This is a genomic window from Enteroscipio rubneri (genome assembly GCF_002899715.1).
GTDB classification, from domain to species: Bacteria; Actinomycetota; Coriobacteriia; order Coriobacteriales; family Eggerthellaceae; genus Enteroscipio; species Enteroscipio rubneri.
The window spans coordinates 577682-591029 of the sequence record NZ_PPEK01000001.1 but is presented as its reverse complement, the minus strand read 5'-3'; the positions used below and the strand labels follow the sequence as shown (position 1 = coordinate 591029).

13 protein-coding genes are annotated in these 13348 nt (G+C 64.3%); 3 read left to right on the top strand and 10 right to left on the bottom strand.

The genetic code is table 11. From position 1 onward, the window contains the following. The first annotated feature begins 36 nt into the window (after positions 1 to 36). Entirely contained in the window at positions 37 to 240 is a 204-nt protein-coding gene (locus C2L71_RS02440) for a hypothetical protein (protein WP_103264170.1), read from the top strand. An 87-nt stretch (positions 241 to 327) separates the two neighbouring features. On the opposite strand, the gene C2L71_RS02435 is transcribed toward C2L71_RS02440, so the two are convergent. The 4 genes from C2L71_RS02435 to C2L71_RS02420 all read right to left on the bottom strand — a co-directional run bounded on the left by C2L71_RS02435 (position 328) and on the right by C2L71_RS02420 (position 5685). Further along, positions 328 to 651, bottom strand: a complete 324-nt coding sequence (locus tag C2L71_RS02435; RefSeq protein ID WP_103264169.1) for a DUF1292 domain-containing protein — start codon at positions 649 to 651, stop codon at positions 328 to 330. 71 nt (positions 652 to 722) lie between these two features. Beyond that, positions 723 to 3446, bottom strand: coding sequence for a protein translocase subunit SecD (secD, locus tag C2L71_RS02430; RefSeq protein WP_103264168.1), 2724 nt, complete (start codon positions 3444 to 3446; stop codon positions 723 to 725). Positions 3447 to 3626: 180 nt separating this feature from the next. Beyond that, positions 3627 to 4772: a tRNA guanosine(34) transglycosylase Tgt gene (gene tgt, locus C2L71_RS02425; protein WP_103264167.1), complete on the bottom strand. Its 1146-nt coding sequence runs from the start codon at positions 4770 to 4772 to the stop codon at positions 3627 to 3629. Between the two features lies 1 nt (position 4773). Further along, on the bottom strand, positions 4774 to 5685 hold the full coding sequence (locus C2L71_RS02420) for an HAD family hydrolase (protein ID WP_239926241.1): 912 nt from the start codon (positions 5683 to 5685) through the stop codon (positions 4774 to 4776). A gap of 82 nt (positions 5686 to 5767) precedes the next feature. Here C2L71_RS02420 and C2L71_RS02415 point away from each other — a divergent pair, with 82 nt between their 5' ends. Beyond that, complete coding sequence (locus C2L71_RS02415; protein WP_103264166.1) at positions 5768 to 6541, top strand: epoxyqueuosine reductase QueH; 774 nt, start codon at positions 5768 to 5770, stop codon at positions 6539 to 6541. A gap of 282 nt (positions 6542 to 6823) precedes the next feature. Further along, complete coding sequence (gene queA / locus C2L71_RS02410) at positions 6824 to 7930, top strand: tRNA preQ1(34) S-adenosylmethionine ribosyltransferase-isomerase QueA (protein ID WP_103264165.1); 1107 nt, start codon at positions 6824 to 6826, stop codon at positions 7928 to 7930. 39 nt (positions 7931 to 7969) lie between these two features. Here the strand turns inward: queA and C2L71_RS02405 are convergent, their stop codons facing one another. The 6 genes from C2L71_RS02405 to ruvC form a co-directional block, all read right to left on the bottom strand. Further along, positions 7970 to 9004, bottom strand: a complete 1035-nt coding sequence (locus C2L71_RS02405) for an MBL fold metallo-hydrolase (RefSeq protein WP_103264164.1) — start codon at positions 9002 to 9004, stop codon at positions 7970 to 7972. Positions 9005 to 9136: 132 nt separating this feature from the next. Then, a complete protein-coding gene (locus C2L71_RS02400; protein ID WP_015539962.1) occupies positions 9137 to 9340 on the bottom strand; it encodes a cold-shock protein in 204 nt (67 codons plus the stop codon). A gap of 331 nt (positions 9341 to 9671) precedes the next feature. Further along, positions 9672 to 10178: a hypothetical protein gene (locus tag C2L71_RS02395; protein ID WP_187143226.1), complete on the bottom strand. Its 507-nt coding sequence runs from the start codon at positions 10176 to 10178 to the stop codon at positions 9672 to 9674. Positions 10179 to 10346: 168 nt separating this feature from the next. Continuing rightward, positions 10347 to 11438 (bottom strand): Holliday junction branch migration DNA helicase RuvB, encoded by a 1092-nt coding sequence (ruvB, locus tag C2L71_RS02390; protein WP_103264163.1) that lies wholly within the window; start codon positions 11436 to 11438, stop codon positions 10347 to 10349. 32 nt (positions 11439 to 11470) lie between these two features. Beyond that, positions 11471 to 12070 carry a Holliday junction branch migration protein RuvA gene (ruvA, locus tag C2L71_RS02385; protein WP_103264162.1) on the bottom strand — a complete coding sequence of 200 codons (600 nt, stop codon included), beginning with the start codon at positions 12068 to 12070 and terminating at the stop codon, positions 11471 to 11473. Then, positions 12067 to 12618, bottom strand: coding sequence for a crossover junction endodeoxyribonuclease RuvC (gene ruvC, locus C2L71_RS02380; RefSeq protein ID WP_103264161.1), 552 nt, complete (start codon positions 12616 to 12618; stop codon positions 12067 to 12069). Before ruvC ends, ruvA begins: the two co-directional genes overlap by 4 nt. Positions 12619 to 13348 lie beyond the last annotated feature (730 nt).

The window sequence follows — 13348 nt, the reverse complement described above, 5'->3', positions numbered from 1 at the left end:
CGATGCACTCGAAGCGAGAGAGCAGGAAGGCAGGACATGAACAGCGCATACACAGGCGAATACGAGCACCTGATGACCATGATCAAGCAGGCGGCAGCTCGTATATTCGAACTCGCGGACACCGAGGAGGAAGTCTGCACTTTCGAGCAGTCCATCTACCATGAAATCATGTACCAGGCAGCCATTGCGCAGTCAGAACAGGTCAAGCCGCCGTCCGGATGGGATCCGCTCGGCCGCTAGCCCCCTCCAGTACGCCGCTTCCCCTCCCTTTACCTTGAAAAGAGGGGCGCAATCCGAAAAGCGGGGCGTCGCCGCCCCATGCGGGCATTAATCTGAAAAGTCATAGAGGTCTTTGGTCGCATCGCGGAAGTCCGCGTACACCTCTGCAGCGACAGCCTCATCGTCGACCAACTCGAAAGCAGACGGCTGGCCCTCGTCGTCGAGTTCGGTCACCTCGAGCAGGACTACTTCGCCAGAAGAACCCACCGGTTCGTCATCTGTTAGCGGAAAGAAGAATCCGTAGCGTCGTTGCCCGTGCAGAATAAGACCGAGGAACTCGAACTCGAGGCGCTCTCCGTTATCGTCCTCGAGCACGATAACGATACCCTCTTCAACAGGAGGGCAGAAATTCGGGGCACTTCCTTCACGCATGGTCGGCTCCTTCCGGGCAGCGATGCAGTTTCGGCTCGTATCGCACAGGACCCCGAAGAGGGATCCGGTGTCTACTTCTTGTCAGGACGCTTTTTTCGTTTGGCCTTCGGCGGTTTTACCGCTCCCTTCGAGCCGCGTTCCGAGCCTTCCGAAGCGGATTGCGCGTACGTTGCCGTGCTCGAATCCGCCGCAACGGAAGACTTCGACGCTTCCTCAGCGATCGAAGCAGGATCCGCCGCCTTCTTCGGCACAGCCGCGCTTGCAAGCGCATTCGGCTTCCCAAACTCGAAGCGGCCGATCTCCGGTCCGAACTTCTTCTGGAGCTTAGCATAGCGCGGCTCGCGCGTTTTCCAAAGCGCGAACAGCGGCGTGGCTACCGCGATGGACGAGTACGAACCGCACACCAGGCCGATAACCATGGCGAACGCGAAGTCCTTCAACGTTTCGCCGCCGAACAGGAGCATGGCGAGCACGGGAATGAGCGAGGTGAGCGTCGTGTTGATCGTGCGCACGAACACCTGGTTGATGGAATGGTTTGCCATCGTCATGAACGTGCACTTCACATCGTCAGCCTTCATGTTGTCGCTCACGCGGTGGAAGACGACCACCGTATCGTAGAGCGAGTAGCCGAGGATGGTGAGCAGCGCGGCGATGGTGTTCGGATTCACCTCTCGTCCGACGAGCGCATATACTCCCATCACAAGTATGAGGTCGTGCAGCAGCGCGACGATGGCCGTCACGCCCATCTTGTATTCGAAGCGAATGGCGATGTAGATGATGATGAGCACGATGGACACGAGGAACGCGATGAGCGACGACTGGATGACGCTCGCCCCCCAGTCGGGTCCGATGGTGGTCACCTCGAAGCTCTCGGTCGAAAGCCCCAGTTCGTCGGCAACCTGATTGGCGCGTTGCGTCGCCTCTTCGGCACTCGTTGTGGTGGTGCGCACGAGGAAGCCCGCGTCGCCATCGGCCTCTGTCGTCTGGATGACGGCATCGGGCTCGCCTGCCTGGTCGAAGGCGGTGCGCATCTGCTCGGTGGTCACATCGCCCGTGCCATGGAAGGCCACCGATGTACCGCCGATAAATTCGATGCCGAAGTTCAACCCGCGCACGCCCACGATGGCGAAAGCCGCCACCACAAGCACGGCGGCCGCAGTGAGGAACACGCGCCGATAGCCGAGAAAGTTGATATCGCGTTTGATGAACTTGCCGCGCGGTTTGCGCGCTGCCTTCGCAGCTGCCTCTCCTGCGGCGCCCGCCTTGCGCGCGGCCTCCTTCTCGGAAGCCGCAGGATTCATAGCCTCGCCCGCCTCAGCTGCAGACACGCTCGCGCCTTCGGCAGCGGCGAGCGCCTTGTAGTCGCCGGCGGCCTGCTCGGCATCGCGCACGCCCCAGAACCCGGGATGCTTCACGATCGTGCCCGGTGCAAGCAGGCGGATGAGCGGCGCCTTGAACAGGAGCATCATGGCGATGTCGCAGAAGATGCCGAGTGCAAGCGTCAGGCCGAAGCCCTTGACCGAAGCGCTGGCCAGGAAGAACAGGGACAGCGCACTAACCAACGTGACGAGGTCCGCGTCGATGGACGTGACGATGGCGTGCTTCACGCCGGTGATGGAAGCCGCACGGACGCTTCTGCCCATGCGGATTTCCTCGCGGAAGCGCTCCATCGTGAGGATGGAAGAGTCCGCCGCCATGCCGATGGTCAGCACGATGCCCGCAATGCCCGCAAGCGACAGGCTGAACAGGCCGAAATGAGACAGCACGGCCAAAATGCCCAGGTATAGCACCGAGAAGATGCCCATTGCCGCCGCCGTGATAAGGCCGAGGCCGCGATAGAAGAACAGCAGGTAGAGCATGACCACGGCAAGGCCTATAAGCGCCACGAGCACGCCGGAGCGCAGCGCGTCCTGGCCGAGCGTCGGCCCCACCGTTTGGCTCTGCGCGTATTCGAAGCTTACGGGCAGCGAACCGCTCTCCAGTACGGTTTGCAGCGATTGCGCTTCCTCCAGCGTATAGTGGCCGGTGATCTTCACCTCACCATTGGGTATCTCGGACTGCACCGCCGGCGCCGACTGCACCTCGTTATCCAGGATGATGACGATCCTGCCCTTCGTAGGCGCAAGCTCTTTCGTAGCCGCGGCGAACGCCGCCGCGCCCTCGCTGTCGAGGTTCACGAGCACGGCGTAGTTGGCGCTCGTCTCGCCCTCTTTGCCGATGGTCACCTTCGTGATGTCAGCGCCGCTGACGAGGGGCGTGTACGTGCCGTCCTCCACCTCGAGGTGCTGCACCTCGCCCGAAGGGAGCGTGAGAATGCCCAAGTCGTCGCTCACGGTTCCCTCGCCGGCGTACTGACCCTCTTCTATCTTCTTCTTCACATCATTGTCGGTGAACGAATCGAGACGGGCGAACTCGAGTTTGCCCGTCTTGCCGATAGTCTCAAGGGCGTCTTCAGTATTGGTGAGGCCCGGTATCTGCACGAGGATCTGGTCGGAACCCTGCACCTGCACGACGGCCTCCGATGCACCGAGCGCATTGACACGGCTCTCGATGATTGCCCGGCTGCTCTCCATTTCCTCGGGAGTGATCTCGGCACCATCGGTGCTCTTCGCAGTGAGCACCACCGACAGACCGCCCTGAATGTCAAGACCCTGGTTGATGCGCTCCTGCGGCGGGGTGAACGCGAAAACAGACCCGATGACGAGCAGGGTCGTGATGATGAGCAGCCAGACGTTGCGCCGGTCCATCGACCGGCCTGGCCGTTTTTGCTTCTTGGCTTTCTGCGCTTTCGCCATGCGACGTTCTCCCCGATCAACCTTCGAACTTCGCGGGCATGCCAATCCGACCGCCCGCACGATAACCGATTCATTGTGCCACAAAACGGCCGCCTGGGATACCGGGGGGCTCATTATCTCCGCGAAAGCCGGAACCGATGCAGTCCATGCTCCTCCCGGCTGGCGATTGGGCGACAGGTGCTAGTAATCGCTCGCCGCTGGGCTGGCCATCCACGCCGCGTAGAACTCCTCGTAGGCGTCGGCCAGCACCGCCTCGCGCACGCGGCGCATGAGGTCGATGAGGTAGTGCAGGTTGTGGATGGAGAGCAGGATGCCGCCGAGCATCTCGTTCTGCTTCACGAGGTGCCGGATGTAGGCGCGGCTGTGGTTTCGGCACGTGGGGCACGTGCAGGCGGCGTCGAGCGGGCCGAAGTCCCGCGTGAACTTCGCGTTGCGCATGTTCATGCGGCCCGTGGACGAGAACGCCGTTCCCATGCGAGCAGTACGGGTAGGCAGCACGCAGTCGAACATGTCCACGCCCTCGCGCACCGCGCGCACGAGCGTGGTGGGGTTGCCCACCCCCATGAGGTAGCGCGGGCGGTCCTCCGGGCACGCGCGCGCCACGGGGCCCAGCGTCTCGAACATCACCTCGTGGTCCTCGCCCACCGAGTAGCCTCCGATGCCGAAGCCGCCGAAGCGGCGCCCGCCCGCAGCCAGGCTTTCCTCCTCGATTTCGCGCAGGCGGCGGATGGATTCCAGCCGCAGGTCCAGCTCCATGCCGCCCTGCACGATGCCGAAGAGCGTCTGGTCGGGCCGGACGTGCGCGGCCAGGCAGCGGCGCGCCCAGTTGGAAGACAGGTCCACGGCCTTCGCCACGAACGCGTGCTCGGCCGGGTACGGCGTGCACTGGTCGAGCTGCATGGCGATATCGGCCCCGAGCTGCTCCTGGATGGCCATGTTGGACTCGGGCGTCCAGCGGATCTTCGAGCCGTCGTAGATGGAGCGGAACGTGAGGCCGTCGTCGTCGAGCTTGAGCGTGTCGGCCAGGCTGAACACCTGGAACCCGCCCGAGTCGGTGAGCATAGGGCCGTCGTAGTTCATGAAGCGGTGCACCCCGCCGGCCTCGGCCACCACGTCGGCGCCGGGGCGCAGCGAAAGGTGGTAGGTGTTCGCGAGCACCACCTGGGAGTTCAGATCGCGCAGCTGGCCTGCGGTGACGCCCTTCACCGTGGCGCTCGTGCCCACGGGCATGAACATGGGCGTATGGAACGTCCCGTGGGCCGTTTCGTAGGAAAGCGCGCGGGCGTGGCCGCTCGTCGCCTCGCAGGCGCAATCGAAAAGGGCCATGCTAGGCCTCCGATCCGCAGGCGGCTAGGGCCTCCTCGCGCGCAGCGGCCGCCACGGCCCCCGCCTCGATGCCGCAGGCCGGGTTCGCGCACGGAGGCAGCGCCTCGGCCCAAACGGCGAACTCCTCCATGGCACCGTGCCTCACGGACGAGAGGTCAAAGCCGTCCGTCGGGTCGAGCAGGTGGTCCGTGACGAGAAACGCGTCGGCGCCCAAGCTGCAGGCGGCCAGGTCCTCCACCGTGTTGTTCCCCACCATGAGCACGTCGGCGCCAGCAAGGCCGCAGGCCGCCAGGTTCTCGGCGTAGTACGCCGGCTTCGGCTTCACGCTCGTGGAGTTCTCGAACGACGTCAGACGCGAGAAGTGCGCCGGATCGACGCCGGCCCAAGCGAGGCGCCACTCCACGGCGCGGCGCGGGAACATGGGCATGGTGGCCAGCACGAGCGGGTAGCCCTTGGCCGCCAGCGCCGCGACGGCTCGGGCACAGGCGGGGTTCGCCTGCACGCCTTCGCCGATGGCGCCGAAGTCGTGCTCGTAGAACTCGTTGAGCAGGGGCAGCCACTCCCCTTCGCCGCCTTCCACATGCGGGAAGAACGCCTCCCAGTACGCCTCGGCGTTCGCGCGGCCGTCATCGTGGGCCGCCATGGCGCCGATGCCCGCCTTGAGGCCGGCGGAGAATGCCTGCGCGTCGAGGCCCCGCTCAGCCACGAAACGCGCGATGGCCTTGAAGTACGCGCCTAGGAACTCCTCTATCTCCATGGGCAGCAGCGTGCCGTCCAGGTCGAAGAAGATCGCGCGGTAGGCGCGCGAGCCGATCCCGTCCGGCGTTGCGGGCGCGTTCGAGGCCGCCCGGGCGTTCCACGAGTCCAGCAGGTCTTCCGTGTGGGATGGCGAGGGGGCGGTGCGTTCGTCCATTGCGTTGTTCCTTTGCTCGATGACGTGCGTCGTTGTCGTCATGGTAGTATAGGCGACGATGCGAAGGAGCGTGCGAAACCCGATGAAATTGCTACTTCATGCCTGCTGCGGACCGTGCTCGCTCGAGCCGACGCGCATTCTGCGCGCGGCGGGGCACGACCTTGCCTTATATTACACGAACTCGAACATCGCGCCGGCGAGCGAGTACGCGCACCGCCTGGGCACGCTGCGCACGTGGGCCGGCAACGAGGGCCTTCCCGTGCTGGAAGGGCCCTACGCCCCGGGCGCCTGGGAGGCCTCGGCCGGGAGAGTCGGCGAGTCCGCGCTCGAGGCGGCGGGCGGCGACGTACTGCGCTGCGCGACAGAGGCTCCCTTGCGCGAGGCCCGCTGCCGCGCCTGCTACCGCCTACGCTTCGAGGAGGCCGCCCGCAGCGCCGCCGAACGGGGCTTCGACGCCGTGGGCACCACGCTGTCGGTGAGCCCCTACCAGTTCATCGACGTTATCCGCGAGGAGCTGGAGCGCGCCGCCGCGCATGCGGGTGTCGACGCCCACTTCGAGGACTACCGCCCCTTCTACGACGAGGCGGCCCGCCGCAGCCGCGCGATGGGCATGTACCGCCAGAACTTCTGCGGCTGTCGCTTCTCCGAAGCCGAAGCCGCCGCCGAGCGCGCTCAGCGCAAGCGCCAGCGCGTCGCAGAGCGCGAGGCCAAGGCCGCCGCGCACGCCGACGAACGCGCCGCAGAGGAGGCCGCCCGCGCGACCAAGCGCGCCGAGCGCCAGGCCTACGCCGAGAAGCAGGCGAAGAAGCGCGCCGCCCTGAAAGCCCTCCGCGGGCAGGAGCGTTCGGACGGATAGGCTCGTAATTTGGATTTCTTCCGCAGAACGTCCGTACAGGCTCCCTATACGCTTGGGCGGGGAGCCGTCCCCACCCAAGCGTATAGGGAGCTCGATAGCGAGCGCAGACCCCGGTAGGGCTGGAGCAAATGCAATGCGCGTCATCCTTCGATGACCGTCTGGAAGCCGCTTCCTTCTCGTGCGGTAGGGAACTCGAGGAATACCTGCCTGCTGTCGGGCATGAGAACGCCTATAATAGGCAGTTCGACGACCACCCGCGAACCGCCCGAAGGATCCACTCGCATGAAGACCTCCGACTTCGACTACGACCTGCCCGAAGAACTCATCGCGCAGAAGCCCGCCGCCGAGCGCGACGGCTGCCGCATGCTCGTCATGGATCGTGCGACCGGCGCGCTGGAAGACCGCATCTTCCGAGACATCGCCGACTATCTGCGCCCCGGCGACCTTCTGATAGCTAATGAGACCCGCGTCATGCCGGCGCGTCTTCTGGGCGCGAAGCGGGGCACGGGCGGAGCGGCCGAGGTGTTCCTGCTGCGTCAGCATGGCACGCCCCTGGAGAACCGAAGCGCACTCTGGGAGGTGCTCGTGCGCCCCGGCAAGCGCCTCAAACCCGGCACGGGCGCAGTCGTGGACTTCACCGACGCTGCGGGCAACGTAGCGCTGTCGGCCGAGATCGTGGATTGGGCCGCGCCTTCGAGCCAATCCGCATCGACCGATGGTGCGCAGAAAGGCGAGCGCATCGCGCGCCTCACCACGCAGCTGCCCTCCCTCGACGAAGCGCTGCACGCGGTGGGCCACACGCCACTCCCGCCCTACATCAAGGACTACTCAGGCGACGAGGAGCTCTACCAAACCGTGTACTCCCGTCGCGAAAGCTCAGCGGCGGCGCCCACGGCAGGCCTCCATTTCACGCCTGAGCTCATCGCGAGCCTCCGGGAACGGCACGTGCGCTGGGAAACGGTGGAGCTCGAAGTGGGCCTGGACACGTTCCGCATCGTGGACGAGGACGACCCCGAGCGCCACGTCATCCATACGGAGTACTACACCGTGCCCCAACGCACCGTCGACGCCGTTACCGAGACGCGCGAGCGCGGCGGGCGCGTGATCGCCGTCGGCACGACAAGCGTTCGCAGCCTCGAAAGCGCTTGGGACGCCGAATCGGGCGTCCTCGCGTCGCGCGAGCGAGAGGCAACCTCGCTATATATCCTACCTGGATACCAATTCCACGTGGTGGATGCCTTGGTCACGAACTTCCATGTCCCGCGCTCGACCCTCATGATGCTCGTGAGCGCATTCTCCACGCGCGAGCGCATCATGGCTGCCTACCGGCATGCGGTCGAAGAGCGCTACCGCATGCTCTCCTTCGGCGACGCGATGTTCATCCGCTAGAAAGCCAGCGGCCGCAAGCGGCGCGCGCCCTCTACGGCCTCAGCGCGTCGCCACGTACAGGAAGCAGCCGTCGCCGTCCTCATGACGCTCCGCTTCGCCGTGCTCGACCAGATACTCCAGGTAGGCAAACGGAATGGCGACGCGGCGTACGCGGCGGTTTTCGGGTTCGCCGGCCAGGCCCTGGGGCAGATATGCGTAAAACGAGCGCGCCAGTTCATACACGCTGACCGGTCCGAGCTCACGCACGAGCCCCCGAACACGGTCGAGCGGCTTTTCATACTTCGCGAACACACTGTCAATGAAGGCATTCACTTCGTCCGCGCTCGTGAACGAGTCCCGATGACTCATGAATGCGGTACGAAGGCGCATGGCGCGGATATCGTGCAAGCTTTCGAAAAAGCGCTCGAGCAACCGGCTCGACGCATCGAACTGCATGAGCCCCGGAGCGGAATCGAGCAGATGGTCGCCCGCGAAGAGGAAGCTGTGCTTCCGTTCGAGCAAGCTCGCATGCTCCACGGTATGGCCCGGCGTGTACAGCACCTCCAGGTCGTATCCTGCTATCGACAGCGCTTCGCCCTCGGGCAGCTGTCTCACGCGCTCCTCCAGCTCAGGCGTGAAATGATCACGACCCATGAGGATATCGGCCCAGTCCGAGATAGCACGATCGCCTGCGCGAAGCGCCCCTGTTTGACGAAGAAAAGCCTCGCGCGACGCTTCGGTCCACGGAACCGCCGGTCCACTGTAGAAGGCTCCGGCGCCCCGATCGAGAACGTACTGCAGGTTCTCGTCGTGATCGTCATGGAAGTGCGTCAAAAACACTTCGACGTTCTCCCAGGGAACGTCGTTGTCCTCCACTGCGCGGTCGATCGGTTCGGTACCGCACATGACAGGGTGGCCCGTGTCGATGAGCAGGGCTCTTCGACCCGGCTCGACAACGGCAAACAGGTCAAGGCGATCCGTGAAATAGAAGTTCTCGATGGCATAGCTGCTATGGAAGACGCCCGGCAGGTCCTCCTGCATGAGGAACCGATTGTAAGATGAAGCGCCTTCGTAGGGATTGATGGAGTTCGTCATTGCCCATCCTCACATTGGGACGCACAGCGCACTGCGCAGCCCGAGCGAATCGAAAAGCCTCGGCGTTGCGGCCTACCTACAAAAATGACCCCGCGCTGCGGGGCCATTTCGGCATGTTTTTGTGAATCGTGCTTACGCCTTCGTCACGTTGCTTGCCTGGAGCTTGCCATTCTGGCCGGTCGTGACGTCGAACTGGACAGCCTGTCCCTCGTCGAGAGTCTTGAACCCGTCCATCTTGATCTCAGAAAAATGAACGAAGAGATCTTCGCCGTCATTCTGGGAGATGAACCCATAGCCTTTTTCGGGGTTGAACCACTTCACAGTACCTTCCGCCATTTTAAATCCTCTTTCCTCTCCTTGACTCCTCAAGGAGGTAACACTGCGTGCTGCATGGCGGCAACACTCGCTCTCACCTCGAGAGCACACGTTCACTATACGCTAAACCGAAGCGAAAAGGGTCGGGATTCTTCCTTTTGCTGAGATTTTTACCCTTTCGTCAGAATGGGCTCGAGGTTCTTACGTTTCCGGCGCACAGCGAGCGCACACCTGTACGGCGGACAAGCATCTCGGGATATCGTGCCGGCGCGACCGCAGAGCTTTCGTGCGGTCCAGAAAGCGTCCGCAGCGCGACACCAGCGGCCTCCGCAGCTGAAGGGCCCGCGAAAGCCTATCGGCAGGAATCGCCGTCTTCCTGGCTCGGATCGTCTGGCTGCTCGCTCGCGAACGACGCATCGAGCCCGCATCCGGCTTCGATGTCGACGATGGCAGACTCGCCCGGAAGCCCCTCGTCGTCGAGCAGGTCGGCCAAGTCCTCGGGATTCTCGGGCAGATAGAGCCCGTACGCGTCCGCCAACGACCGCGCCTGCTGCAAGCGCAGATCGGCGAGCGATCCTTCGTTGGCATCGCGCAAGTATACGGAAGCGAGCGCAAGGCTGCGCACCACGAATTCGATCACGCGAGGATCGGTCCCCGACACCTGGAGCACACGCGCGACGGAATCAGGTGACAGTGACAGCAGTGTCGTGCCGTCGATATCGGTCGCCTCGCCGACGGCGTCCTCCAGCATCGCAGCCGCCGCTTTCGGATCCCCCTCCTCCCGAGCCTTGAACCAGCTGCGGCGCAGGATCTCGGCGTATTGCAGGATGATCCGCATAAGGTAGTCTTGCTCGAGCATGCTTCGTCCTCCGTTCTGTCGAACGGAGTACTCCGCCGACACTGCAGTCTTCTTCGATGTTCCGCCTTGCCGCTTCTGCGCTCGACCGCGGCGAGCCGTGCGCCCGGCCAGCAATACGGCGCTCCGAGGCTTCGGAGAGGCCCTTGCTGATCGATAGAGCACAGCAGGTCACTGAGAGTCGACCTGTCTGATTCCCAAGTGCTCGTAGGCCCGCTCGGTTGCCTGGCGCCCCTTCGGCGTGCGCACCATGAGCCCCTGTTGCATAAGATAAGGCTCGTACACGTCTTCGAGCGTATCTGTGTCCTCCGAGAGCGCGGAAGCAAGCGTGGTGAGGCCGACGGGCCGGCCGCCGAACTGCACCGCGAGCAGCTCGAGGATGCGGTTGTCCATGTTGTCGAGGCCGAGCGAGTCAACCTCAAAAAAGCTCAAGGCCTGGGCTGCCACATCCTCGTCGATGTCACCGTCGCCGCGCACCTGCGCCCAGTCTCGCACGCGTTTGAGCAGGCGGTTCGCCAAACGTGGAGTACCGCGACTACGCCGTGCGATCTCAAGCGCCCCGTCCTCGGCGATGCTCACCCCCAAAATGGACGCCGAGCGCCGCACAATGGAGGCCAACTCCTCGGGCGTGTAGTACTGCAGCCGGAACACGATGCCGAAACGGTCGCGCAAAGGGCCGGTAAGCAGCCCTGTGCGCGTCGTCGCGCCAACGAGCGTGAAATGCGGCAGATCGAGACGGATGGAGCGCGCCGCCGGGCCCTTCCCCACCACGATGTCGAGGGCGAAGTCCTCGAGCGCAGGGTAGAGCACCTCCTCCACCATGCGGTTCAGACGGTGGATCTCGTCGATGAACAGGACGTCGCCCTCCTCGAGATTCGTGAGGATGGCAGCGAGGTCGCCCGTGCGCTCGATGGCGGGCCCGCTCGTGGTCTTGATGTTGGCGCCCAGCTCGTTGGCCACCACCGTGGCGAGCGTGGTCTTGCCAAGCCCCGGAGGCCCAGAGAACAGGATGTGGTCCACCACATCGCCGCGCGCCTGGGCCGCTTCGATGAGGATGGCGAGCGACTCCTTGATCTTCGCCTGACCCAGGTAGTCGCCGAGACGCTTCGGGCGCAGGCTGCGATCGAGCGCGAGATCGTCCTCGGTGAGCTCGGCTCCGACCGTGCGCGCATGCGCTTCGCCGCGCGAAGCCGGACGAGCGTCGCCGATGGCGGCGTCCGCCTCGAACACGAGCCCCTCTATTTCGATGCCGTTGTCAGCCATGGCCGCCTATCCGTTTCATCGGCGCGGTACGCCTACGCGTTCGATCCCAGTCGTTTCAGAGCGTATTGTACCAGCACGCTCTCATCGCCGTCCTCGGGCGCGCCCTTGAGGGCCACCTCCGCCTCTGCGGAGGTGAAGCCCATGGACAGGAGCGCCTCCCGTGCGCCGGCCAGCCGCTCCGCCATAACGGCAGCGATCGGAGCTTCGTCCTCGAAGAGCCCCGCGATTCCCTGGTCGAACGAGCCCTTGAGTTCGAGGATGATACGCGAGGCTGTCTTCTTGCCCACGCCGGGGATGCGCTGAACGGCGGCCACGTCCTGCGCCTGCACGGCGGCCACGAGCGCCGCCGGCGAGAACGCCGAGAGTGCGGCGAGCGCCACCTTCGGCCCCACCCCGCCCACGCCGATCAGGCGCTCGAACAGCGCCTTCTCCTCCAAGGTGAGGAAGCCGTACAGCGCGATTCCGCTATCGCTCACCTGAAGATACGTGTGCACCTCCACCGCGCCGCCCATCTCGGGCAGCTTCGAGAGGGCCGCTTGCGACATTCCCACGGCATAGCCTACGCCAGCAACCTCGACGACTGCGGAGGAGGTCGTCTTGCCCGCCAAGGTGCCTTTCAGAAACGCGATCATCGCAGGTCCTTTCCCGAATTGGGGGAATCATAGGCCACGCACGCCGCCCCGGTGCGCTGCGCAAAGCCCTCGTGCGTCGTATAGCATATGGCCGCGGCTAGTGCATCGGCCGCGTGATCGGGCCGCGGCACGTCGTCGAGCGCGAGCAGCTGGCGCACCATGTACTGCACCTGGTCCTTCTCGGCCGAGCCCGTGCCCACCACCGCCAGCTTGATCTGGCTGGGCGAGAACTCGAGCACCTCGAGCCCGCGATCGGCGCACGCGACGAGCGCGGCCCCGCGCGCTTGGCCCGTAGCGAAGGCGCTCTGCACATTCGCACCGAACCACACGGTCTCGATACCCGCACACGAAGGCTCGAACCGTGCGACGACAGCAGCCATCTGCTCATGGATCTTGTGCAGCCGCTGGGCGAGTGGCGCGTCCTTCGATGTGGAAACACACCCATATGCGCGGCATGTCAGGTGCGGCCCGCGCTGCGCCACGATGCCCCAGCCGGTGTTCGCCAGACCGGGATCGATGCCCAAGATGGTACGTTCGACGAGCGTCATCGTCCTCACTTCTTCTGCAAACGAATGTTCGCATGCATAGTACCACAATTCGCCGTACAGAACGAAAAAGACGCGCTCGAAAGCGCGCCTTTTCTACGATCCCTCCAACCCCCGACGGTTGTTCCAGCAACGCCCGAACCGATCCAGCGAGCCCCTCAAGCGACGTCCGCCCCCACTCAAGAGACGCCCGAACGCGCTCGCTCCGCTTCAGCGACGCCCGGATCTTCCCGCTATCGCAAGCGCCTTCTTATGGCAATCGCAATCGACCATCCGAGCAGCGCCAGCAGCGCGCAGGCAGGCGCCAAGTTCACGGCACTGTCGTCGCGCGTCGAAGCCAAACGCGCGACGGAAGGCGAGACACCGCGCGCTCCTGCATTTTCATCAGCTCCTTCCGAGAATCGTCCGTCTCCCTCTCCGCCCTCGGACTCGCTTGGACCCTCCCCCGGGCCCTGGCCGGCATCCTTAAATTTCGCTACCAACGCTCGCGAATCCTCGACCTGGAACGAGTAGCTCTTCATGATTACCGAATCGGAAATATACGATTTTCAAAGATCTCGATCATCATTTCAACACTGATGTCACGACTGGCGCTCCCGATGTCATGCCCGGTCGCACAACGGACATGTTTCGAACTAGCTCGGAATCACCCGACCTCGGCGAACGCTGACCCATCGATGTTCCTGCTTTTCGCGTGGTGGGGCTTCTTCAGGTTTCGCCGGGCTTGCCAGCA